Raw genomic sequence first — 21,552 nt, 5'->3', positions numbered from 1 at the left:
GAGCGAGGACTTCTACTTCGGCTACAGCACTATAAAGGGTAAAGTTACTGAGTGGATTTAAACCACTTAGACTGTGTGACTGCGGGGCACACCAAAAAAAGAAGAGCCTGAGCTGGCTCTTCTATTTTGCTTCTTTTTCATGTACGCGATCAAGTGTCATCTGATATCCATCATTGCCATAGTTCAAGCAGCGTTTCACTCTTGAAATGGTAGCTGTGCTGGCACCAGTTTCTGTTTCGATCTTATGGTACGTATATCCTTCACGAAGCATTCTTGCTACTTCAAGACGCTGTGCAAGCGACTGGATTTCATTTACTGTTGCAAGATCGTCAAAGAATCGGTAGCACTCTTCAATATCTTTTAAAGATAAAATGGCATAAAACAATTGGTCCAGTGACTTTCCTCGTAGCTTATCAATTTGCATAAATTATACACTCCTTAGATTATTCAACCGTTACGTATTTGTTTAAATCAGGCACAACATTTATCCAGGTATGGCCGGGGAGTAAATTTACCTTCTCACCGTTGGCAACCGGTATGATTCGTCCATCTTCATTTTTCCACTGGACTTCCCTTTTAACCCCGTGTTGCATCAAGTAAGCCTGGCCACCTGAGCTAAAGTCGATATCACGTCGACCATAGTCATCGATAATGTGATGGGGGGCTTCCACAACAAATAGATTATCAACCGTAATCGGGGTTTCCGTTTCTCGGTCTATCGTTTGTTCCCCATCTACAAACCTTAAATATTGCTTGTCTTCCTCATTGTATTTATACAACACATTGTTAAATGTATCGTTATAGGCTACATTAATTTGAGCAGCCGGATCGCCGTTTATATTATCTTGCTTTTTAAAAGCCAATGGCTCGATTTCATCGTTAAGCGAATATCCTCTTTTTTCTGCTCCCTTTTTAATATTCTGGAAGGAAATATAGGAATTATGTGGCGCCTTTCGGAAGGATGCACGCTTGAATAATGTTCCGTCATACACCATGCCGTTTAAGTTATCTACCGAACCGGAATTAAGGATTTCCTTCGCTTCCGGGCTCCAGCCATGTGCGATATAGAGACCTTTATACCCATTGTTCAAACGGATAAAATAATCTCGAGCGCTTCTTACAGGCCCGATCACATCAGGCTGTTCACTTTGAAACAGGGCGAGAAACCGGGTAATATCCCCTTCTACGAGAACTTCATAAACGATATCCGCCTCATGCAGGCCTGATTGGGGCCTTGCCTTCGGATGATTGTTGACCATCACACTGACCACTCGCTGATCGACATCCTCGTCTGTTGCCTTCCCTGTTAAAGGAAATATGTTTTTACCTTCTGTTTCTTCTTCTGGAACTGAATCGTTCTGTTCTTTGCCGCTATAGTTTTCTATTTTGTCTTTCGCTTTTGTCTCTTTATTTGCTGATTCCTCTTTATCATTATCAGTACAGGCGGTAAGTCCCACAGCTAACAATAGACAAAGGAACAAAGGCAGTAGTTTAAGCTTTATATCCCCCATTGTTTCACATTCCTTTTTTCCTTTTATAGTTTAACGCATAATCGAAGGAAAGAGTACTGTTTTCTTTTTAACGTCATAAATTCCCGGCTGTGTAATCCTTACGTAAGGCAGATGGGTAGAAGAGAAGAACAAAAGGCTGTAGATCGGATCTTCGAAAGGATATCCTCTTCTCTTTAACTCCCGGACAAGACTTTTCTCTTCCTCCATCAGATCTTCCATTCGGTTCCGGCTCATTCCGCCAAGTAAAGGCAGGTCGATCTCCGCTATTACTTCACCATCTTCCACGAGCGCGATCCCTCCACCCTTCTCTGTAACATGGTTGAACGCTGCAAGCATGTCGTTTTTGTTTTTCCCAATAATAAAGATGTCCCCGGTGTTCGAGTAGGTACTTGCAAATCCGCCAATATTCTTTACGAAGCCTTTTAAAAGCGTATTGATTCTCCACTTGCCGTTCCGGTCAACCATGCTGAAGAAGCATTCATCATTGTCGTTCGATAGTTGCTCAATAGACGTTTCAATACTGATATTATAAGGCCGGGTGATCACACTGTTTATCATTTCGATTCCAACAGGGCTGGAATAAACGAGATCATCGATCGTCAGGGACCAATCAAGCTCAAGCGGTTTAAAACCATGTTTCTCCCAGTTAAAGCTTACTTCGGGATAGCATTCTTGCCCTTCCTTTTTGATCCACTCTCCCTTAGCGATGACAGAGACCGGAAGAGGATTTTCTTTGTCAGATAAAATATTCAGGTGTGCAAGCCTTCCTGGTGCGATCATTCCGTGAAAATCGTCCATTCCGTAATGCCTCGCCACATTATAGGTTACCATACTATATGCATCTTCCGGGCTGATCCCCTTGCTTAGGGCGATACTGACCAGCTTATCTGATATTCCCTGCTCGTAAAATGCTGGAGTCGAACCATCTGTATTCATTAAAATCCTATCAAAGCTGTCTACTCCTAGTTCAAGCAGCTGCTCAAGAATATCTGGAAGGTCAGGACGGATCGAGGAATAACGCAAAGACGTCGTCAATCCCAGGCTCAGCCTGCGGTATGCCTCTTCTCCTGTCATCGCTTCATGGTCACAGGTAACGCCGAGAAGCTCCAGTTTTGTTAACGTAAGATCAGACGCTCCTGGCAGATGGCCTTCAATCTGTTTGCCAAGCCGCTTCGTCTCTTGCATCCAATCTAAAATTTCATCATCTCCGCCAAGCACTCCTGGCCAGCCGGTCAGCTCTCCGCCCTGAACGACCAGAGGATGGGCAAGCCATTCTCTCATCTTTTTCGTCGTAAACTTTTCAGCCGATAGCTCCGTCTGGGCATCATATCTCCCCCACCAATAATAGGATAGCGGCATTTTATCAAGCTCTTCAATAAAAGTAAGCGCTTTCTTTATTGATAATTGTAAAAAAAGCACAAGGTTATCATTGATTAATGTCGTCGTCCCTCGCTGTGATGCATACTGGCCAAGCGAAAGGGGATTATATAATTGAAACGGATGGGCATGGGGTTCTATATATCCCGGAACAACATAGTGGTCCTCACAGTCAATGATTTCCGTTGTTTCGTTATTCGCTGGCATTTCCTTCCCGACATACACAATCCTGTCATTGTATAGCCAGATGTTCGCATTCACCCATTTATGTAAACCAAAGTTTAAATACGTAGCATTTTTCAATACCTTTGTAGGCGCTGTTTCTCCAGATAGAACAGCCAATTGCTGCCGAAGCTGTTGCTTTGTCCACTGGTTCCCTTTTGGCATTCCTATCCCTCGTTTCATCTGTTTTGTCTATTTTAACATATTCTTCTATTTATCACAGAAAAGTTTTAACGTTTGAAAGGAGAAATTTTTATGAAGCCAAACATTGGTTTAATGAACGCGTTTTGCCGTATGACAGCAGGGTTTACAATGATGTCCTGGGCTACAGCAAAACTTGTCAATCGTCCGTATAAACAGTCCTATCTTATGGTTGCACTGTTAGGAGCGATGAAGGTCGCAGAAGGGCATACCCGTTATTGTCCGGTTACCGATTTGTTAACTCCGAACGAAAAGCTGGACGACGATCAGACCACTCTTGAAAAAGTGATCAACCCTTCTTAATACTTCTTAAAGGAAACTAGCCGATCGGCAAGCCTTTAGGAGAAGACGGAGGCGTTTTGCGCTTATCTATATCCTTAAACTTTTCAACTGCGTCGAACCTTCTCCTCTGCTAAAAAGACTTTCTTATACTGTTAAAAAGAAAAAACTTCCCTTCGAACAGGGAAGTTTTTCTTCACATATCGGCTAATGGTTGGTCAAAAATAAAAGTAAAGAAAGAGGTGATGAAAAATGGTCATGGAATATATTACAGACACATCATTTATTTATCTAACTTTAATCGGAAGTGCCGTTGCCCTTGTATACATTTATGTTAAGAGGAAGCGTGTGAAATAGCCTTATTCCCGATGTCTTTTCGGTAGAACGCTTTTTCACAGGAGATTTTCTCCAATTCGCTATAGACTTTTTGTTGCGCTCCGGCTAAATCGGATGCCGCTTCGGCTACAAGAAGCACTCTTCCCCCGGCGGTTACAAATGCTCCGTCCTTTTCTTTTGTACCTGCATGAAAAAGCAACGTTTCAGGATTCAGATGATCAAGGCCGGTTATTTCTTTGCCCTTTTCATATTTTTCCGGATATCCTCCAGAAGCAAGTACTACTCCAACAACCGCTTCGTCCGTCCATTCGATCTCTATGTCCTCTCCCTGTAAAACAGATAGGACCACATCGATAAGGTCAGATTTCATACGAGGCAATACCACCTGGGTCTCAGGGTCCCCGAACCTTGCGTTAAATTCGATAACTTTTGGCCCGGCCTTTGTTAAGATTAAGCCCGCATATAATATCCCTTTAAACGGGCGCCCTTCTTTCACCATCGCTGCAGCTGCAGGATTTAAAATCGTTTCGACCGCAATGTCCACTTGCTCCTGGCCGATTTGCGGTACGGGTGAATACGCGCCCATTCCGCCGGTATTAGGGCCCATGTCTCCGTCAAAAGCCCGCTTATGGTCCTGGGAGATAACCATCGGATATACTTTTTCGCCATTTACAAAAGCCATGAGCGAAAATTCTTCGCCTTCCAGGTACTCCTCGATAACAACCTTTTGGCCCGCTTCTCCGAACCTGCTGTTTTCCATCATTTCATAAAGGCTGTCCATCGCTTCTTCAAGATCCATAGCGACAACAACACCTTTACCTGCAGCAAGCCCATCTGCTTTAATCACGATCGGAGCGCCGATCTCCTGCAAATATGCTTTTGCTTCTTCATAATTTGTAAAGGTTTCAGATTTGGCGGTAGGAATGCTGTACTTTTTCATAAGGTCCTTTGCAAACGATTTGCTTCCCTCGATTAACGCAGCATCCTTTGCAGGTCCAAAGACAGTTAACCCAGCTTCATCGAAACGGTCGACCAGCCCATCCAGCAAGGGCTGTTCCGGCCCTACAATAGTAAGGTCAATCCCTGTTTCTTTTGCAAAATCAACCAGTGCCTCATAGTCCGTTTCTTCAATATCAACAAGCTCGCCGGCAGCTTTCATCCCATCATTGCCTGGAGCGATATAAACCGTTCCGACCTTTTCGCTCTGAGCCGCTTTCCAGGCAAGCGCATGCTCGCGCCCGCCGCGGCCGATGATTAGAACTTTCATGGTATTACCTCCGTCCTTATTAATGTTTGAAATGCCTTACGCCGGTAAATACCATCGTGATGCCATATTCGTTCGCCTTCTTGATCGAGTCTTCATCTCGAATCGATCCGCCGGGCTGGATGATTGCTGTGACACCAGCTTTACCTGCTGCTTCTACCGTATCGTCCATCGGGAAGAATGCATCAGAACCCATCACTGAACCTTTCGCTTTCTCTCCTGCTTGCTTGATCGCAATTTCAGCAGCTCCAACACGGTTCATCTGTCCAGCGCCGATTCCGATCGTGTGGTCATTTTTCGTAAGTACAATCGCATTCGACTTAACATGTTTCACTACTTTCCATGCGAGTTTCAGCGCTTCCCATTCTTCTTCTGTCGGCTCGCGGTCTGTAGGAACAGTGATATCGGCATTCTCAAAGCCATACGTGTCCTGGTCCTGAACAAGCAATCCTCCGTTAACTGACGTTAGTTGTTGTGCTCCATGTTGTTTTCCATCGAATGAGAGAGTCAACAGACGAAGATTTTTCTTTGCTTTAAGAATTTCAAGAGCCTCTTCGTTAAAGGAAGGAGCAAGGATGATTTCAAGAAAAATTTCCTTTAGTTTTAGAGCAGTCGGCTTATCTACTTCCCTGTTAAGAGCCACGATTCCGCCAAAAATGGATACAGGGTCTCCCTCATATGCTTTATCATATGCTTCTTCAATCGTATTACCTGTACCAACGCCGCAGGGATTCATATGTTTAACCGCTACGACAGCAGGCTCTTCAAATTCTTTTACAATGTTGAGTGCCGCATTGGCATCATTGATGTTATTGTAGGAAAGCTCTTTGCCGTTCAATTGTTTTGCAGCAGCGATAGACGTTTCCGTTCCAAGCGGCTTCTTGTAAAACACCGCTTTCTGGTGAGGATTTTCTCCGTATCGGAGCACCTGTTTCCGCTCAAAAGTTAACGTAAGCGTTTCAGGATTTTCTTCCTCTGCCTGTTCAGTCAAATATTCAGCGATCACTGCATCATAAGCAGCTGTATGGCGAAATACTTTTGCCGCTAGCCTGTTACGCTGTTTTCTTGTTACTTCTCCACCGTCTTTAACAGCTTCAAGTACAACATCGTAATCCACAGGGTCAACAACTACTGTTACGAAGGCATGGTTCTTCGCAGCCGCCCGAAGCATCGAAGGTCCGCCGATATCAATATTTTCGATCGCATCTTCATACGTGACATCCGGTTTTGCGATCGTTTCCTGGAAAGGGTAGAGGTTAACGACAACTAGATCGATCGGAGTAATCCCATGCTCTTCAAGCTGGCTGATATGCTCTTCATTGTCTCTTACTGCCAACAATCCGCTATGAACATTAGGATGCAGCGTCTTGACCCTCCCATCCATTATTTCAGGGAACCCGGTGACTTCTGAAATTCCGATCACCTTGATCCCCGCTTCTTCCAGCACCCGCTTCGTACCGCCTGTAGAAATAATTTCGATCCCTTTTTCTACAAGCCCTTCGGCAAATGGCACGATGCCAGTCTTATCTGAAACACTTATTAACGCTCGTTTAATCGGCATGTAAAATCCCCCTGTTCTCGTATTGGTTTCTCTCTGTCAATCAGGTTAGCAGCTTTGCCAGTGTTTTTGGATAAAGGGAATGCTCGACAGCCTGTATTTTTTTCTGAAGCTGTTCACGAGTATCTTCCCGGTCGATGGCAACCGCTTCCTGATCAATGATCGGCCCTGTATCCATTCCTTCATCAACAAAGTGAATCGTCACGCCGGTAACCTTCACACCAGCATCGAAAGCCTGGCCAATCGCATCTTTTCCGGGAAAAGCCGGCAACAAGGACGGATGGATATTGACGATTCGGCCTTCATATGCCGATAACAGCGTCTCTCCAATTAAACGCATATATCCGGCAAGAACGATAAAATCAACTTCTCTTCTTTTAAGCTCACCTAAAATCTCTTTTTCATAAGCAACTTTACTATCATAATCTTTCGGCTGGAACACAAACGCAGGAATGTTAAAGCCGGCCGCTCTTTCGATTGCTTTTGCTTTTGGCTTATCGCAAACAAGCAGTTCGATTTCTGCTTTTAAATCTCCTCGCCCGACCGCTTCTGCGATCGCTTCAAAGTTTGAGCCGCTTCCAGAAGCAAACACCGCTACTTTCTTCATTCCATCACACCGCCGCCAAAATCGATTCCGTTTCCTTCTTTTACCCGGCCGATGATATAGGCATTTTCACCGTTAGCTTCTAATTGTTTGATCGCTGGCACTGCTTCTTCTGCACTTAAGGCGAGCACCATTCCTATCCCCATGTTGAACGTTGAAAACATTTCAGCCTTTGAAAGCTTGCCTTTTTCTTCAAGCATGGTAAAAATCGGTTGAACCGGCCATGAACCGTTGTCAATCTCGGCCATCAATCCTTCAGGAAGCATTCTAGGAATATTTTCGATGAAACCTCCGCCGGTTATGTGGGCGATACCGTGGACATCAAACGACCGAACCGCTTCTAACACCGGTTTGACATAAATTCTCGTAGGCTTTAGCAGTTCCTCGCCAAGCGTTGCCTCTAATTGATCAAACGTTTGATTAATATCAAGCCCTGCATCTTTTAACAATAATTTACGCACTAATGAAAAGCCGTTGCTGTGAAGACCGTTCGACGAAAGGCCGATCAGGACATCCCCCGCCTTCACCTTTTCGCCTGTAATCAATTTAGACTTCTCAGCAGCACCTACTGTAAAACCGGCAAGATCGTACTCCTCTTCCTTGTACATGTCAGGCATTTCCGCAGTTTCCCCGCCGATCAGCGCACATCCGGCCATGGAACATCCTTCCGCAACCCCTTTTACAATCGATTCGATCCGCTCAGGGGCAAGCTTTCCCGTCGCGATATAATCAAGAAAATAGAGGGGCTCTGCTCCCTGTGCCACAATATCGTTCACACACATTGCAACGGCATCAATTCCAATTGTATCGTGTTTATCTGCTAAAAACGCAACCATAAGCTTCGTTCCTACGCCGTCCGTTCCAGAAACGAGCACCGGCTCCTTCATGTTTAACTGAGAAAGGTCAAACATCCCTCCGAAGCTGCCGATCCCTCCCATTACTTCTGGACGCATCGTTCTTTTTACATGCGGCTTGATACGGTCAACAGCCTCGTACCCGGCTTCAATATCTACGCCAGCTTTTTTATATGCCTGTGTCATGATATCCCCCTTAACGTGCTAAACTTTTTCGTACGGATGAACTGTATCCGGGTAAATTTCCGTCGGATAGCTTCTTGTAAAACAGCCAAGGCACTGTCCGCAATTCTGGTCTTTACTATTTCTTCCGATCCCTTCAAGCATCCCCTCCACACTTAGATATGCAAGGGAATCTGCTCCGATTTCTTCGCGGATCTCTTCCACACTATGGGAGGAAGCGATCAACTCTCCGGACGTTGATGTATCGATGCCGTAATAGCAAGGACTGACGATTGGAGGTGAACTGATACGGACATGTACCTCTTTAGCCCCGGCATCCCGAAGCATGTTAACGATTCTTCGGCTCGTCGTACCGCGGACAATCGAATCATCGATCACAACAACCTTCTTGCCCTCTACTACTCCCCTGACCGGAGATAGCTTCATCTTAACGCCGCGTTCCCTCATCTCCTGAGAAGGCTGGATAAACGTGCGCCCGACATAGCGGTTCTTAATCAGTCCCATTTCATAAGGAATTCCTGATGCTTCCGCATAACCGATCGCAGCAGAGGTACTGGAATCCGGCACTCCGGTTACGATATCCGCTTCTACCGGTGCTTCAAGCGCAAGCTTTTTACCAAGACTCTTTCTTGCTGTATGGACGTTGATATTTTCAATATTGCTGTCTGGCCTTGAAAAATAAATATATTCCATACTACAGATCGCTCTTGAAACGGAGGAAGAAAAACGCTCTGAGCGAAGGCCGTTTTCATCGATAACCAACAGTTCCCCCGGTTCAACATCCCGGATATATTCAGCGCCGACAATATCGAACGCACATGTTTCAGAAGCAACTACAAACGCGTCGTCCAGGCGTCCGAGTGATAACGGGCGCAGGCCGTGTGGATCAAGCGCGACCATCATCTGTTTTTCTGTCATGATCAAGAACGCATAAGCGCCTTTGATCATTGTTAAGGCGTTTTTCACTTTGTCTTCAAGGCTGAAATAACCGCTTCTTTTAATCAGGTGCGCCAAAACTTCCGAATCTGACGTCGTCTGGAAAATGCTGCCCTGCCCTTCAAGCTGGTGTTTAAGGGCGTTAGCGTTAACCAGGTTGCCGTTATGCGCAAGTGCCAGACCGCCGCCTTGCGAACGGAAAAGAAGGGGCTGGACATTCTCGTAACCACCGCCGCCTGACGTCGAATAACGAACATGCCCGATCGCACCACTTCCTATCAAGTGTTCAAGTTCCCCTTTTCCAAACACATCGTTCACAAGTCCGACCGCTTTGTGATGAGAAAGCTGTTCTCCATCAGACACTACGATGCCTGCCCCTTCCTGGCCGCGATGCTGGAGGCTGTGGAGCCCGTAATAAGTGATCTGGGCAGCATCCGGGTGACCCCAGATGCCGAATACGCCGCATTCTTCGTTTAAGCCTTTGATTTCACCAAACATGGAATCGCTCCTTTCCAGGCGGAGGTCAATTCTTCCACTGTTGCCTGGAGCACATTTTCATTTTCCTCATTCACAATAGTTAACACAGGTTCTGCCGTAACTTCCCCGATCAATGTTGCATCAACCAGTTGTTCAAACTTTTCTTTGTTCGCTCTTTTTACCGATACAAGAAAACGGGACTGGGTTTCACTGAACAATGCTGCTGTTTTGTTGCCGCTTGTTGTAAGCATCGCCCCGAGGCCGGTTCCGATCAAGGATTCCGCAGCCGCTACCGATAGCCCGCCTTCCGAAACGTCGTGAGCTGATGCGACAAGGCCGTTCTGGATAGCGCTTAGAAGCTGTTTCTGGCGCTTTGCTTCTACTTCCATATCGATCGAAGGAGCTTTTCCGGAATATGTTCCGTCAATGACTTTCTGAAGCTCGCTTCCGCCGAACTCTTCCTTCGTCTCGCCGATTACATAAACGAGATCTCCCTCTTCTTTAAAGACCTGTGTTGTGATGTGCTCTGTCTCATGAACAAGGCCGACCATGCCGACAACCGGAGTCGGATAAACAGCACCGCCGTTTGTTTCGTTATAAAGCGATACATTTCCCCCGATAACAGGTGTGCTCAAAATGCTACATGCTTCACTCATTCCATCTGTCGCCTTTTCAAGCTGCCAGAAGATCTCTGGCTTTTCCGGGCTTCCGAAGTTCAAGCAATCCGTAATCGCTAAAGGCTCTCCGCCAGAGCAAACGATGTTACGCGCCGCCTCAGCAACCGCAATTTTACCGCCTTCTAAAGGATCGAGATAAATATAGCGGGAGTTACAATCCGTTGTCATCGCAAGGGCTTTATTCGTCCCGCGTACACGTACCACAGCAGCATCGGACCCCGGTGCAACAACCGTGTTTGTCCTGACCATGTAATCATATTGGTCGAATACCCATTCTTTGCTCGCGATAGTTGGCTGTGATAACAACGTTAAAAGCATCTCTTTATAGTTCGTTACTTCCGGAACCACTGCTTCTTTTTCCTGATTCTCAAGATAGTAAGCCGGCACCTTTGACGGCTGATGGTAAACCGGTGCGTCTTCTGCTAATGCATCGACAGGAACCTCTGCTACAACCTCGCCCTTATGAAGCAAGCGCAATGTTTTATCTTCTGTTACTTTTCCGACAACCTTTGAAAGAAGGCCCCAGCGGTCAAATATTTCTTTCACTTCATCTTCTCTGCCTTTTTTCACTACCACAAGCATTCTTTCCTGAGATTCAGAAAGCATCATCTCATAAGGGGTCATGCCAGACTCACGCTGAGGAACCTCGTCCAGGTTCATTTCGATTCCCATACCGGCTTTGCTCGCCATTTCCGCTGAAGATGAAGTAAGGCCTGCCGCTCCCATATCCTGGATTCCAACAAGCGCATCGCATTTTACGAGCTCAAGGCATGCTTCAAGCAACAGCTTTTCCATGAACGGATCGCCGACCTGTACAGCCGGGCGGTCTTTTTCAGACTCATCTGTCAGTTCTTCTGAAGCGAACGTCGCACCGTGAATCCCGTCTCTTCCTGTACTTGCCCCAACATACATCACAGAGTTTCCTGCACCTGCAGCAAGGCCCTTCTGGATGTCATCATGATCGATCAATCCAACACACATCGCGTTAACAAGCGGATTCCCTTCATAGGAAGCATCGAATTGCACTTCGCCGCCAACTGTAGGGATTCCGATACAGTTTCCGTAACCGGCGATCCCGGCTACCACTTCCTCAAACAAGTACTTTACTTTTGGAGAAGCCAGCTCTCCGAAACGAAGGGAATTTAACAATGCGATCGGACGGGCACCCATCGAGAATACATCACGGATAATCCCTCCGACACCTGTTGCCGCTCCCTGGTAAGGCTCGATAGCAGACGGATGGTTATGGCTTTCGATTTTGAACACAACAGCCTGGTTATCGCCGATGTCTACGATCCCGGCTCCTTCACCTGGTCCCTGAAGCACGCGCTCTCCGCTGACAGGGAACTTTTTTAAGACAGGCTTTGAGTTTTTATAGCTGCAATGCTCTGACCACATAACCGAAAACAAGCCTGTCTCCGTATAGTTGGGAGTTCTCCCCAGAATAGATTCAACAAGCGCAAATTCCTCGTCACTTAATCCCATCTGTGTATAAAGCTTTTCTGTTTTAATTTGTTCGGAATTTGGTTCAAGCTTGAGTGACATATGCTTCCCTCCAGTTATGAAGAATCGATTTGAATAATTTCAGTCCGTCATTGCTTCCAAGCAGCCGATCGACCGCTCGTTCAGGGTGGGGCATCATTCCAAGAACATTGCCCTCTTTGTTTGTGATGCCGGCGATATCCGCTACAGATCCGTTCGGATTGCTTTGATAACGGAACGCGATTCTATTGCTCTCTTCTAACTCTTTTAACGTTTTTTCGTCACAATAGTAGTTTCCTTCACCATGTGCGATTGGAACGGTAATAACCTCGTTCTTTTCATATCCGTTCGTAAACAGCGTTTGGTTATTCTCCACGATCAGTTCTACAGGGCGGCACATGAATTTGAGCCTGTCATTTCGTTTCATCGCTCCAGGTAAAAGGCCTGCTTCGAGCAGGATCTGGAAACCGTTACATACTCCGAGGACTGGTTTTCCCGCTTCTGCAGCTTTGATAACCTCCTTCATAATCGGAGCGAACCTTGCGATCGCACCACTGCGAAGATAGTCGCCATAAGAGAATCCCCCCGGCAGCAATACTGCGTCAAACCCTTCTAAGCTTGTTTCATCGAACCGGACATAGCTCGCTTCTTCCCCGAGTTCGTCCGCGATCGCATGGTACATATCTACGTCACAGTTAGAGCCTGGAAAGACTATTACCGCAAATTTCACTGGGAAACGACCTCCTCGATTTCATAGCGATAATCTTCTATTACAGTGTTAGCAAGAAGGCGTTCACACATTTCTTCGATACGCTTTTCGACGTTTTCTGTTGAACCGCCGATTGTCAGTTCCATATATTTACCGATGCGAACCTCTTCTACTTCGTTGTATGAAAGGCTGTGAAGCGAGTTTTTCACTGCGTTCCCCTGCGGATCTAGAACACTTTCTTTTAACGTCACATAAACTTTTACTTTGTACATGCTGATCCCCCTAATCGTTTTAAAATCTCTTCATACGCTGTATTCAAATCGCCAATATCTCTTCTGAACACATCTTTATCGAACTTTTCATTCGTGTCCTTGTCCCAGAGACGGCATGTATCCGGCGAAATTTCATCAGCCAGTACAAGCTCTTTATTTTCCGTGATGCCAAACTCCAGCTTAAGATCTACTAAACGGATATTCTTATCATTAAAATAATTTAAAAGAACTTCATTAACCTTGAGCGCCTTTTGCTTCAACACTTCGATCTGTTCGGTCGTTGCAATTCTTAGTTCCAAGATGTGGTCGGTAATCAAAAGCGGGTCGCCAAGGTCATCGTTTTTATAATAAAACTCGACGATCGGCTTGTGCAGCTGCTGCCCTTCAGGCATTCCAGTGCGTTTTGAAAAGCTTCCTGCCGCAACATTTCGAACCACTACTTCAAGTGGAATAATGCTGACGCGCTTCACGAGCTGTTCCGTTTCTGAAAGGCGCTTTATAAAGTGATTTTCCACTCCGGCCTTTGTCAGCTTTTCAAACAAAAGGCTTGTGATCTCATTATTTAAGCGCCCCTTTCCGGCAATGGTTGCCTTCTTCTCCCCGTTAAAAGCCGTAGCGCTGTCTTTATATTCCACCCACACGATCTCCTGGTCATCAGTGGAATAGATTTTCTTTGCTTTTCCTTCGTACAAAAGTGCTTGTTTCTCCATCCTATTACCCTCCCGGTGAGTGGTCTCGACTTATTTACAGAAGATTGGTGAAAGGAACGCTATTCTGAAAAATCAACTTAGAGCAGGATGTACCCGCCCTTTTTCTTACAATCCAAGACGTTCAAAAATCATATCGACCGGCTTTAAATGGTATTCGTAGTTAAAGCACTCATCGATTTCCTCGTCAGAAAGCTTTGCTTTTATCTCAGGTTCTGCCTTTACAAGTTCCTTGAACTGGATGCCTTTTTCCCAAGCCTCCATCGCTTTTGGCTGGACGATATCGTAAGCTTCCTCACGTGTCATGCCTTTATCGATCAAAGTTAGAAGAACGCGCTGGGAATAGATCAATCCGTAAGTTCTTGTCATGTTGCGCTTCATGTTTTCCGGGAATACCGTTAATTTTTTCACGATATTGGAAAAGCGGTTAAGCATGTAATTTAGCGCGATCGTAGCATCCGGAAGAATGATTCTTTCAGCAGATGAATGGGAAATATCACGTTCATGCCATAGCGGCACATTCTCATAAGCGGTAAGCATATGGCCACGGATCACTCTCGCCATACCTGTCATATTTTCTGATCCGATCGGGTTGCGTTTATGAGGCATTGCAGAAGACCCTTTTTGACCTTTTGCAAAGAATTCTTCTACTTCTCGCGTTTCACTTTTTTGAAGACCGCGAATTTCTACCGCAAACTTTTCGATAGAAGAAGCGATCAAAGCCAGTGTAGACATATAATGTGCATGTCGGTCACGCTGAAGTGTCTGTGTTGAGATCGGTGATGGCTTCAGCCCGAGTTTTTCGCATACGTACTGCTCGATAAAAGGATCGATGTTCGCGTAAGTTCCAACAGCCCCGGAAAGCTTACCAGCGTTGACCGTCTCTGCCGCATGCTTAAAACGTTCTAAATTACGCTTCATTTCTTCATACCAGAGGGCCATCTTTAAGCCAAATGTCGTTGGTTCGGCATGTACGCCATGTGTTCTTCCCATCATAACGGTGTATTTATGTTCCTGCGCTTTTTCTTTCAGGACTTCGATAAAATTTTCAATGTCTTTTAGCAAGATTTCATTCGCCTGCTTCAATTGATAAGAAAGGGCTGTATCCACTACATCTGTTGAAGTTAATCCATAATGAACCCATTTGCGCTCTTCACCAAGCGTTTCGGAAACTGCTCTTGTAAAAGCGACCACATCATGGCGTGTTTCCTCTTCGATCTCATGAATGCGATTAACGTCAAAAGACGCGTTCTCACGGATTTTCATTACATCTTCCTTTGGGATAATGCCAAGCTCCGCCCATGCTTCACATGCTAAAATCTCTACCTCGAGCCATGCTTTAAAGCGATTTTCCTCTGTCCAAATCGCTCCCATTTCGGGTCTTGTATATCGTTCGATCACACTAATTCCCCCTGTTCGTTTGTCTGCCAGATCTTCAACTGATTTATTTTCTCCAACGCTTCTTCAACGGTTGGTGCTAAGACATTAATGTGTCCCATTTTCCGTTTCGGTTTTGCTTCATCTTTTCCGTATAAGTGGAGTTTGCTGCCTTCTAATGCTTGAATTTTTTCCAGTACACTCTCCAGATGCTCGCCAAGTATGTTCACCATCACAACTGGCTTCAAGAGTTCTGTGCTGCCAAGAGGCAACCCGCAAACAGCGCGAACATGCTGTTCAAACTGGGATGTTTCACAGGCCTCCATCGTATAATGGCCGGAGTTATGGGGTCTTGGAGCCAATTCATTTACATAGATGCTTCCATCTTCCGTAAGAAACATCTCCACCGCAAGCGTCCCAATCATTTCAAACGCTTTTGCTAGCTTGATCGCAATGCCTTCCGCCTGTTCGATCACCTGGCTTCCGACTCTTGCAGGTACAATCGTTTGATGAAGAATATTATCCACATGGATATTTTCCCCAACCGGGAACGTTGTTATTTCCCCTGTCGTGCTTCTTGTTACGATTACCGAGATTTCCTTTTCAAACGGCACCCACTTTTCAAGGATGCATGCTGCTTTCTCGCTGAGTTCCCTCGCTGCTTGCATGTCTTCGTCAGATTTGATGACAACCTGCCCTTTGCCGTCGTATCCTCCGCGGCGCGTTTTCAATACAGCAGGAGTCCCAAGCTCCTTCAGGCTGTTTTCAAGGTCTTCTATCGAATTCACCTCTCTGAACGGCGCAACTTCTACACCCGCTTCAAGGATCGCATTTTTTTCAAACTTGCGGTCCTGCGTCACCTGCAGCAGCTTGCTTCCCTGGGGAAGATAGGCGTTTTCCTTTAACCATTCTGCTGTTTCATGCGTAATGTTTTCAAATTCATATGTGATGACATCAGAGCGTTCTGCTAGCTCTTTTGCACCTTCTCTATCATCGTATGGAGAAATCACTTCATGATCGGAAACCTGTCCGCATGGAGAATCACTTTTCGGTTCGAGAACCGTAATTCGATAACCCATCTCCCTGGCTTTCAGTGCCATCATCCTACCCAGTTGGCCTCCTCCAAGAATACCGATCGTTTTTCCTGGCAAAATCGTTTTACTCATAGTGACTCACCACTTTCTAAAACCTTTTGCTTCACTCTTTCCCTGCGTGCTTCCAATCTTTCCGCAACATCTGAACGTTCTGTCCCAAGAATCTGCGCTGCCAACAGTCCTGCGTTCGTCGCACCCGCTCTACCGATTGCGACTGTTGCAACAGGAACTCCTCCTGGCATTTGGACGATTGAAAGCAATGAATCGAGTCCGTTTAATGTTCTAGATTGTACCGGAACTCCGATCACCGGTAAAATAGTTTTTGCCGCAACCATCCCCGGTAGATGGGCTGCTCCACCAGCTCCGGCAATAATCACCTTTACCCCTCTATCCTTCGCCTCTTCTGCATATTGAAACATCAAGTCAGGCGTTCTATGCGCAGAAACCACTTTCTTTTCATAAGGAACCTCCAGCTCATCAAGAACATCACACGCATGTTTCATCGTATCCCAATCAGAAGTACTGCCCATAATCACACCAACCAATGGATTCACAAGCGTTCCTCCTCCGTTTTATCTTTAAATAGATTCTAATTTTTATAGTTTAAAATGAGGCCACAAAGCGACCGCTTTTCTCACATAAAAAACCCAGATAGTTCCCTCCCGACCGCCGGGAAAGCTTCTACCTGGGCACACTTCATCCATAGACAATGCTCTCCTGTCACTCATAGAAGAACACGTGGCATGCACCCTCATAGTCTGACGATTCTCGGTCATCAGGTAGAAACTTCTGGGCCATATTCCCATGATTATATGAGGTCGTATATCCTTTTTCCACCTTCATAGTAACAAGTCAGCTTACTCTTTGTCAATCAAAAATCGAACAATACCAATATTGTCCGATTCAACGTTCGTGTTTTATTTTAATTTCCCTTCAAAAACAATTCGTTGTTCGTGATGCTCATACTTTTTACTTTTATCCTTTGATTCGATAAAGACAGGTTCTTCCCTTCGCCTCACCGGCAGATAGCCCTCTTCATCCATTCGTTTCAAACAGTCAGACAGCGATTCGCCTGGCTGCACCTCAAACTTTTTCTTCTTTGGCTTTTTATCCATAATTACCTCCGTATTGTTTTAACCCAGAATCCTCCCTGGAAGGTTCGCGGTTCATAGGAAATAACGAATGCTTTCGGATCTAATTCTTGAATGGCGTCATACAGGTTTCGCTCAGACTTTCTGGAAGTCAATATTTGCATCACCATGCGCTCGCCTTCTCGGCCATGTGCAAGATAGTTCGTCACACCGTACCCTTTCTCTCTGAGCTTATTAGGAATACCAGCTTCAAGCCTGGTAGTAATGGCGTTTACAGTAATATACCCCAATGCAAGTTTTTCTTCAATTTTCATACCTACAATAACACCGAGACCATAACCTACCGCATAGGCGATCAAATTTTGTATCTCATTTAAATTATCTAATACCAGCCCTAGCCCTATAACGTAAATGACAACCTCGATCATACTAATAAAAGCGGCTAAATACCTCTGGCCCTTCAATGTTAAAATCATTCTGATCGTAAAGAAAGAAACGTAAACGATGTTGATCAGTAAAATAATAGAAACCATCACAAAACCATTTTCCAACATTCTATATTGCCTCCTAGCATGTCCAAAATCAAAATGTTTCCATACGAACTTAGCACAATATTAACCTTATGCAAAGAAAAACCACTTTACTCTTGTTCATCGTTCGCTTCAGGAGAGGCCGCTTCAGAAGATTCTTCTTCTCCATCAAACAGAGAACCTAAATTTTCCGGGTCTAATTCTCCCGACATTCCTATATTTAACGTTCCGCTCAATTCTTTAACATTTAATTCCTGAATTTTATAATTTATATTCTCGATTACGATTGGCTTTATGTTTTGAATTTCACTTTTCAGCTTATCGTTTTCTTCTTCAACTTGCTTCAATCTCTTTTGCAAGTCTGCAATCATTTCATAGATAGTCTGCTTCATGAAACGAACCTCCCTTCTCATATCATTTATATGAGAGAAGACACAGTTAATATTATTACTCATATACTAAATTAGGCTTCTGACTACTTTTAGGGGGGGAAATTCATGGAACAATGGAACAAATTCCATGACTGGAAAAAAAACATGAATAAGTTCATGGGAAACGACTTCTGGAATGAATTCCAGGATATGTTCGCTGGCAATGGCCCACTCGTGAACTTGTATGAATCCGGAAATGAACTCCTTTGTCTGATCAACGTTCCCGGTCTATCAAACATCAATGACGTCGATCTTTATGTACATTATCGAACGTTGAAAATCAGAGGAAAAACACGATTCTCTTTCAAAGGGTTCCGGGTCATCCAGGAAGAAATACACCAGGGCAACTTTGAAAGAATTGTAGAGCTTCCGTTTCCTGTCCGTGACAAACCGATCGATGCCACCTATAAAAAAGGCGTGCTCATGGTCCATCTGCACAGGCTAGTCGAGTCTCAGGAAAAAGATAACAGAATACAGATTAAAAACCTTGAGGATAAAGATTAGAAGGCCAGTTATTGTTAACTGGCCTCTTTTGTTTTCTTATTGTTATATTTTTCGGTTGGCTTTTCGCTTTTTTCAAGAATCGTTTTCGGTTTCGATATGATTGTTTTTCCAACATTTAAGGAGCCGTTACATGTAATGGAGTTTATATTTATATTAACAATGGATATCTTCATTTTGTTTCTCCTTATATCGCTGCACCATTTTGAGTTCCAACGTTTCCTACCTCAGCCATATCTGTAACATCCGGATCGAACGCGTTGTTACTTGCCATCGAATTAGCAGGTGCAAAATCCCCGACTGACGTATTGGCACCTTGAAGCTTAGAGTTTGCCGTATGGTTACTGTGATAAGTGTTACCAAAGCTGATCGATCCGTTATTGGCAATACTGTTTACTTTAATGTTGAAAATATTGTTAATAACAGGCATCCAATCACCCTTTAATGTGAAATGATACAGTATCCTATGTGCAGTTGCCCAGCTATGTGCTAATGCCTAATATATTGGAAAAAAGAAAACTCGCCGACTGATCGGCAAGCTTTTAGATGAACGGAGGCGTAGTTGCGCTTGGCTATATTCTTAAATTTTTCAACGACTTCGAGCATTCTCCCTTGCTATAGTCTTTCCTATACGGAAACAAAAACCAGGGGAAATCCCTTGTTCACTGCTTTTAAAACTGTGGTACCACACCATTCGCTGGGTTCGCAAGTTGGCCCTGATCGCTAATATCCGGGTCAATATAGTTATTATTCGTAAGACCATTCGCTGGAGAAAAGTCTCCCAGAGTCGTATTGGAACCAACCGCTTTTGTGTTTGCCGTATGGCTATTGTTAAATCCGTTTCCATATATAATCGATCCGTTATTTGTTACGTTATTGATCTTTGAATTAAAGATGTTATTAAACACCGGCATATTGAACACCCTTTGTTTGTCAATGATACGTTATTTTATGAGACTAGACCTATGCCTGTTCACATTGAAAGCCAAAATGTGCTCGTGACTATCATTGTGAATCCCTATAGAAAGAAATCTTATCAACATCTGCTAGCAATTGTTTTGCATCTCCACCTTCTCTGTCAGAAATCCAGGCACTTTTATGGGAATCAGTAATGGACTTGCCTCTTAGCCAGATTATTTTTTCGATTTTAGAAAGATACTGAGGGGAATAATCGCCAACCCCTTTTGGAGGAGCTGTTATTCTCGTCTGCCTGGTGTTGTCTATTTTTATGGAATAAAGGGAAGGTAAAGGGTGCTTTGTAAAGTCATTAGACCATTCCTTTTCTCTAGCTCTGGACGTGATGAGTGTATGATTATCAATCCAGGTAAAATCAAGTTCCATATAGCTTGTCGGAGTGAGAGAACCCGAAACAGGAAACTCACGTATTTTCAGCTTTTTATCTTTAAAACCAAAAACGATTCTCCCTCCACCTGAAATGTAGGCTAGTATATCTCTTGTGGGTGCCCAGTTTGGCCCTCCGACTCCCCTGATGACTTCATCCAGTACTTCGAACCTTTTTCCATCAGATGAAAGTACGCACAGCATATTACTATCCATCGCGAGGGAAGCGGTTGGCGAGACAATAAAAGAGATCCATTTGTTACTGGGCGAAAATTTAAATCCATCGGCATAGATCGAGTTGATCTTTTTGTTACCGATTCCGACTTCTTTTGGTATTATGAAAAATGGTTCTACTCCGTTAAACATGGATTGCTCTTCTATTTTGCTGGTAAGTTTTTTCTTATATAACTTTGGGTTCGTCCAGCCATCTGGAAGCAATTCTGCTTGAGACGACAGTAAAAAACCTTTTTTATCTGGAAGCCAGCTATATGTGAATACACCAGCAGCAACGTTACTAAAACGTTTTAGGTCAGAAATGTTTAGTATGCCTCTATCCTGGAAAGCGACTATGTTTTGGTCGGGTGCCCATTTCGGTGAAAAGCCATCGTCAAAAACTTTAATATTCTTTCCTGTTCCAATTTGATAAGCCCATATTTCTGATTGCGTGTCGCCAGGCGAATAGATTGAAGGAGCTTCTTGCTGGTATAAGAACCATTCTCCATCGAACGACCATTGAGGAGAACCGATCACCTTCCCTGAAGTTGTGATTTGCTTTTCCTTACTGTTTATATACGTCCATACATTTCCGTTTCGAATAAAAGCAGCTTTAATGTCGCCAGGATTAGATGCGTTTGCAGGAAGGGTGGTTGCGAAAAACATCATTAGAGTCGACAACATAAGTAGTAAGTTCTTTTTCATAGCAGTCCTCCAGTCTTTGCTCGTATGTAATATTTACTGGAGCCCTGGAGGATATGTATTTATATGGAGCAAGTTAAAAAGAACAGTGGATGCTGTTCTTCCTTTTACCATTGAAGTCTTCGCTGAATGGATGGAAGCAAAGCCGGATTTGGGGAGATTTTATAGGAAGATGATGCCTGGTAAACTAGTAGAAGGATTTATAGGTCATATGGTTCCTTATTTTGATAAAAACAAGCTTTTTAAATTTTTATAGGTCATCTGTTCCTCTATTCACTGAAATTGGAGTGGGAACGGGGGAAATTGAGGGAAATAGCGGAACAGATGACCTCAAATAACTTCGGATCCCCTCTTTTAGATGAAATAAGGGATCAGATGACCTATAATGTTTTGCTATACAAAAAAGAACAGCTCCCTCAGCTGTTCTTCCACTCGCCCGGCGACGTCCTACTCTTACAGGGGGAGATCCCCCAATTACCATCGGCGCTCGAGCTTAACTTCCGTCTTCGGCGTCGGGCCGAGATAAGCTACGGATCTCTTCGTCAGCTTCGCTCGTTCGGTCCTCACAACGATCAGTTGCTTTGGGCCTCTCTCCCTTTGCTTCCTCGACCTCCTTGCTTCTC

Annotated in this window: 26 protein-coding genes and 1 riboswitch; of the genes, 4 read left to right on the top strand and 22 right to left on the bottom strand. The window is 44.5% G+C overall.

Features of this window, described 5'->3' with window-relative positions; genetic code table 11:
* Positions 1–121: 121 nt before the first annotated feature.
* The 3 genes from FCL54_RS23040 to FCL54_RS23030 are packed head-to-tail and all read right to left on the bottom strand — an operon-like array spanning position 122 to position 3,275.
* The gene (locus tag FCL54_RS23040; RefSeq protein ID WP_138129641.1) at positions 122–424 is read right to left on the bottom strand and encodes a YerC/YecD family TrpR-related protein; all 303 of its coding nucleotides are present in this window, start codon (positions 422–424) and stop codon (positions 122–124) included.
* Between the two features lie 19 nt (positions 425–443).
* Entirely contained in the window at positions 444–1,511 is a 1,068-nt protein-coding gene (locus FCL54_RS23035) for a DUF3048 domain-containing protein (RefSeq protein WP_138129640.1), read from the bottom strand.
* A gap of 30 nt (positions 1,512–1,541) precedes the next feature.
* Complete coding sequence (locus FCL54_RS23030) at positions 1,542–3,275, bottom strand: adenine deaminase C-terminal domain-containing protein (protein ID WP_138129642.1); 1,734 nt, start codon at positions 3,273–3,275, stop codon at positions 1,542–1,544.
* A 90-nt stretch (positions 3,276–3,365) separates the two neighbouring features.
* On the opposite strand from FCL54_RS23030, the gene FCL54_RS23025 reads away from it, so the two are divergent.
* Complete coding sequence (locus tag FCL54_RS23025; protein ID WP_138129639.1) at positions 3,366–3,614, top strand: YgaP family membrane protein; 249 nt, start codon at positions 3,366–3,368, stop codon at positions 3,612–3,614.
* A gap of 228 nt (positions 3,615–3,842) precedes the next feature.
* The gene (locus FCL54_RS24785) at positions 3,843–3,947 is read left to right on the top strand and encodes an EYxxD motif small membrane protein (RefSeq protein WP_342773923.1); all 105 of its coding nucleotides are present in this window, start codon (positions 3,843–3,845) and stop codon (positions 3,945–3,947) included.
* Here FCL54_RS24785 and purD read toward each other — a convergent pair.
* The 15 genes from purD to gerPC all read right to left on the bottom strand — a co-directional run bounded on the left by purD (position 3,925) and on the right by gerPC (position 18,133).
* Entirely contained in the window at positions 3,925–5,193 is a 1,269-nt protein-coding gene (gene purD, locus FCL54_RS23020) for a phosphoribosylamine--glycine ligase (RefSeq protein ID WP_138129638.1), read from the bottom strand. The two genes, FCL54_RS24785 and purD, sit on opposite strands and share 23 nt — an antisense overlap.
* Before the next feature lie 19 nt (positions 5,194–5,212).
* On the bottom strand, positions 5,213–6,751 hold the full coding sequence (gene purH / locus FCL54_RS23015; protein ID WP_138129637.1) for a bifunctional phosphoribosylaminoimidazolecarboxamide formyltransferase/IMP cyclohydrolase: 1,539 nt from the start codon (positions 6,749–6,751) through the stop codon (positions 5,213–5,215).
* A gap of 40 nt (positions 6,752–6,791) precedes the next feature.
* Positions 6,792–7,355 carry a phosphoribosylglycinamide formyltransferase gene (gene purN, locus FCL54_RS23010; RefSeq protein WP_138129636.1) on the bottom strand — a complete coding sequence of 188 codons (564 nt, stop codon included), beginning with the start codon at positions 7,353–7,355 and terminating at the stop codon, positions 6,792–6,794.
* Positions 7,352–8,392 carry a phosphoribosylformylglycinamidine cyclo-ligase gene (purM, locus tag FCL54_RS23005; protein ID WP_138129635.1) on the bottom strand — a complete coding sequence of 347 codons (1,041 nt, stop codon included), beginning with the start codon at positions 8,390–8,392 and terminating at the stop codon, positions 7,352–7,354. Before purM ends, purN begins: the two co-directional genes overlap by 4 nt.
* An 18-nt stretch (positions 8,393–8,410) precedes the next feature.
* Positions 8,411–9,823 carry an amidophosphoribosyltransferase gene (purF, locus tag FCL54_RS23000; protein WP_138129634.1) on the bottom strand — a complete coding sequence of 471 codons (1,413 nt, stop codon included), beginning with the start codon at positions 9,821–9,823 and terminating at the stop codon, positions 8,411–8,413.
* Positions 9,799–12,024 carry a phosphoribosylformylglycinamidine synthase subunit PurL gene (gene purL / locus FCL54_RS22995; RefSeq protein WP_138129633.1) on the bottom strand — a complete coding sequence of 742 codons (2,226 nt, stop codon included), beginning with the start codon at positions 12,022–12,024 and terminating at the stop codon, positions 9,799–9,801. The genes purF and purL overlap by 25 nt, the downstream gene beginning before the upstream one ends.
* Positions 12,008–12,691, bottom strand: coding sequence for a phosphoribosylformylglycinamidine synthase subunit PurQ (gene purQ / locus FCL54_RS22990; RefSeq protein WP_138129632.1), 684 nt, complete (start codon positions 12,689–12,691; stop codon positions 12,008–12,010). The genes purL and purQ overlap by 17 nt, the downstream gene beginning before the upstream one ends.
* On the bottom strand, positions 12,688–12,942 hold the full coding sequence (gene purS / locus FCL54_RS22985; RefSeq protein WP_138129631.1) for a phosphoribosylformylglycinamidine synthase subunit PurS: 255 nt from the start codon (positions 12,940–12,942) through the stop codon (positions 12,688–12,690). Before purS ends, purQ begins: the two co-directional genes overlap by 4 nt.
* Complete coding sequence (gene purC, locus FCL54_RS22980; protein WP_138129630.1) at positions 12,930–13,652, bottom strand: phosphoribosylaminoimidazolesuccinocarboxamide synthase; 723 nt, start codon at positions 13,650–13,652, stop codon at positions 12,930–12,932. The genes purS and purC overlap by 13 nt, the downstream gene beginning before the upstream one ends.
* A 105-nt stretch (positions 13,653–13,757) precedes the next feature.
* The gene (purB, locus tag FCL54_RS22975; RefSeq protein WP_138129629.1) at positions 13,758–15,050 is read right to left on the bottom strand and encodes an adenylosuccinate lyase; all 1,293 of its coding nucleotides are present in this window, start codon (positions 15,048–15,050) and stop codon (positions 13,758–13,760) included.
* Positions 15,047–16,192 carry a 5-(carboxyamino)imidazole ribonucleotide synthase gene (gene purK / locus FCL54_RS22970; protein ID WP_138129628.1) on the bottom strand — a complete coding sequence of 382 codons (1,146 nt, stop codon included), beginning with the start codon at positions 16,190–16,192 and terminating at the stop codon, positions 15,047–15,049. The genes purB and purK overlap by 4 nt, the downstream gene beginning before the upstream one ends.
* Positions 16,189–16,674: a 5-(carboxyamino)imidazole ribonucleotide mutase gene (purE, locus tag FCL54_RS22965; RefSeq protein WP_138129627.1), complete on the bottom strand. Its 486-nt coding sequence runs from the start codon at positions 16,672–16,674 to the stop codon at positions 16,189–16,191. Before purE ends, purK begins: the two co-directional genes overlap by 4 nt.
* A gap of 180 nt (positions 16,675–16,854) precedes the next feature.
* Positions 16,855–16,956: riboswitch (purine riboswitch) on the bottom strand.
* Between the two features lie 81 nt (positions 16,957–17,037).
* Positions 17,038–17,235 (bottom strand): NETI motif-containing protein, encoded by a 198-nt coding sequence (locus FCL54_RS22960; protein ID WP_138129626.1) that lies wholly within the window; start codon positions 17,233–17,235, stop codon positions 17,038–17,040.
* A gap of 2 nt (positions 17,236–17,237) precedes the next feature.
* Complete coding sequence (locus tag FCL54_RS22955; RefSeq protein ID WP_138129625.1) at positions 17,238–17,765, bottom strand: DUF2179 domain-containing protein; 528 nt, start codon at positions 17,763–17,765, stop codon at positions 17,238–17,240.
* Between the two features lie 86 nt (positions 17,766–17,851).
* Positions 17,852–18,133 carry a spore germination protein GerPC gene (gerPC, locus tag FCL54_RS22950; protein WP_171016987.1) on the bottom strand — a complete coding sequence of 94 codons (282 nt, stop codon included), beginning with the start codon at positions 18,131–18,133 and terminating at the stop codon, positions 17,852–17,854.
* 105 nt (positions 18,134–18,238) lie between these two features.
* Between gerPC and FCL54_RS22945 the strand changes: the two genes are divergently transcribed.
* Positions 18,239–18,676, top strand: a complete 438-nt coding sequence (locus tag FCL54_RS22945; RefSeq protein WP_138129623.1) for an Hsp20/alpha crystallin family protein — start codon at positions 18,239–18,241, stop codon at positions 18,674–18,676.
* A gap of 14 nt (positions 18,677–18,690) precedes the next feature.
* Here FCL54_RS22945 and FCL54_RS24210 read toward each other — a convergent pair whose 3' ends face one another.
* From FCL54_RS24210 to FCL54_RS22930, 4 genes are all read right to left on the bottom strand, one after another.
* Positions 18,691–18,849: a hypothetical protein gene (locus FCL54_RS24210; protein WP_171016986.1), complete on the bottom strand. Its 159-nt coding sequence runs from the start codon at positions 18,847–18,849 to the stop codon at positions 18,691–18,693.
* A gap of 11 nt (positions 18,850–18,860) precedes the next feature.
* On the bottom strand, positions 18,861–19,103 hold the full coding sequence (locus tag FCL54_RS22940) for a spore germination protein (protein ID WP_138129622.1): 243 nt from the start codon (positions 19,101–19,103) through the stop codon (positions 18,861–18,863).
* Positions 19,104–19,344: 241 nt separating this feature from the next.
* On the bottom strand, positions 19,345–19,587 hold the full coding sequence (locus FCL54_RS22935) for a spore germination protein (RefSeq protein ID WP_138129621.1): 243 nt from the start codon (positions 19,585–19,587) through the stop codon (positions 19,345–19,347).
* Between the two features lie 91 nt (positions 19,588–19,678).
* Complete coding sequence (locus FCL54_RS22930; protein WP_138129620.1) at positions 19,679–20,932, bottom strand: TolB family protein; 1,254 nt, start codon at positions 20,930–20,932, stop codon at positions 19,679–19,681.
* Positions 20,933–20,948: 16 nt separating this feature from the next.
* On the opposite strand from FCL54_RS22930, the gene FCL54_RS24205 reads away from it, so the two are divergent.
* The gene (locus FCL54_RS24205; protein ID WP_171016985.1) at positions 20,949–21,185 is read left to right on the top strand and encodes a hypothetical protein; all 237 of its coding nucleotides are present in this window, start codon (positions 20,949–20,951) and stop codon (positions 21,183–21,185) included.
* The last annotated feature ends 367 nt before the right edge of the window (positions 21,186–21,552 follow it).

The sequence above is a fragment of the Exobacillus caeni genome (assembly GCF_005747095.1).
GTDB classification, from domain to species: Bacteria; Bacillota; Bacilli; order Bacillales; family Guptibacillaceae; genus Exobacillus; species Exobacillus caeni.
This window is presented reverse-complemented; position numbering and strand designations above follow the sequence as displayed.

Bases quoted from the DNA above. Each gene is read 5' to 3' on its own strand.
- FCL54_RS23040 (WP_138129641.1), bottom strand. From the start codon at position 424: ATGCAAATTGATAAGCTACGAGGAAAGTCACTGGACCAATTGTTTTAT.
- FCL54_RS23035 (WP_138129640.1), bottom strand. From the start codon at position 1,511: ATGGGGGATATAAAGCTTAAACTACTGCCTTTGTTCCTTTGTCTATTG.
- FCL54_RS23030 (WP_138129642.1), bottom strand. From the start codon at position 3,275: ATGCCAAAAGGGAACCAGTGGACAAAGCAACAGCTTCGGCAGCAATTG.
- FCL54_RS23025 (WP_138129639.1), top strand. From the start codon at position 3,366: ATGAAGCCAAACATTGGTTTAATGAACGCGTTTTGCCGTATGACAGCA.
- FCL54_RS24785 (WP_342773923.1), top strand. From the start codon at position 3,843: ATGGTCATGGAATATATTACAGACACATCATTTATTTATCTAACTTTA.
- purD (WP_138129638.1), bottom strand. From the start codon at position 5,193: ATGAAAGTTCTAATCATCGGCCGCGGCGGGCGCGAGCATGCGCTTGCC.
- purH (WP_138129637.1), bottom strand. From the start codon at position 6,751: ATGCCGATTAAACGAGCGTTAATAAGTGTTTCAGATAAGACTGGCATC.
- purN (WP_138129636.1), bottom strand. From the start codon at position 7,355: ATGAAGAAAGTAGCGGTGTTTGCTTCTGGAAGCGGCTCAAACTTTGAA.
- purM (WP_138129635.1), bottom strand. From the start codon at position 8,392: ATGACACAGGCATATAAAAAAGCTGGCGTAGATATTGAAGCCGGGTAC.
- purF (WP_138129634.1), bottom strand. From the start codon at position 9,823: ATGTTTGGTGAAATCAAAGGCTTAAACGAAGAATGCGGCGTATTCGGC.
- purL (WP_138129633.1), bottom strand. From the start codon at position 12,024: ATGTCACTCAAGCTTGAACCAAATTCCGAACAAATTAAAACAGAAAAG.
- purS (WP_138129631.1), bottom strand. From the start codon at position 12,942: ATGTACAAAGTAAAAGTTTATGTGACGTTAAAAGAAAGTGTTCTAGAT.
- purC (WP_138129630.1), bottom strand. From the start codon at position 13,652: ATGGAGAAACAAGCACTTTTGTACGAAGGAAAAGCAAAGAAAATCTAT.
- purK (WP_138129628.1), bottom strand. From the start codon at position 16,192: ATGAGTAAAACGATTTTGCCAGGAAAAACGATCGGTATTCTTGGAGGA.
- FCL54_RS22960 (WP_138129626.1), bottom strand. From the start codon at position 17,235: ATGGATAAAAAGCCAAAGAAGAAAAAGTTTGAGGTGCAGCCAGGCGAA.
- FCL54_RS22955 (WP_138129625.1), bottom strand. From the start codon at position 17,765: ATGTTGGAAAATGGTTTTGTGATGGTTTCTATTATTTTACTGATCAAC.
- gerPC (WP_171016987.1), bottom strand. From the start codon at position 18,133: ATGAAGCAGACTATCTATGAAATGATTGCAGACTTGCAAAAGAGATTG.
- FCL54_RS22945 (WP_138129623.1), top strand. From the start codon at position 18,239: ATGGAACAATGGAACAAATTCCATGACTGGAAAAAAAACATGAATAAG.
- FCL54_RS24210 (WP_171016986.1), bottom strand. From the start codon at position 18,849: ATGAAGATATCCATTGTTAATATAAATATAAACTCCATTACATGTAAC.
- FCL54_RS22940 (WP_138129622.1), bottom strand. From the start codon at position 19,103: ATGCCTGTTATTAACAATATTTTCAACATTAAAGTAAACAGTATTGCC.
- FCL54_RS22935 (WP_138129621.1), bottom strand. From the start codon at position 19,587: ATGCCGGTGTTTAATAACATCTTTAATTCAAAGATCAATAACGTAACA.
- FCL54_RS22930 (WP_138129620.1), bottom strand. From the start codon at position 20,932: ATGAAAAAGAACTTACTACTTATGTTGTCGACTCTAATGATGTTTTTC.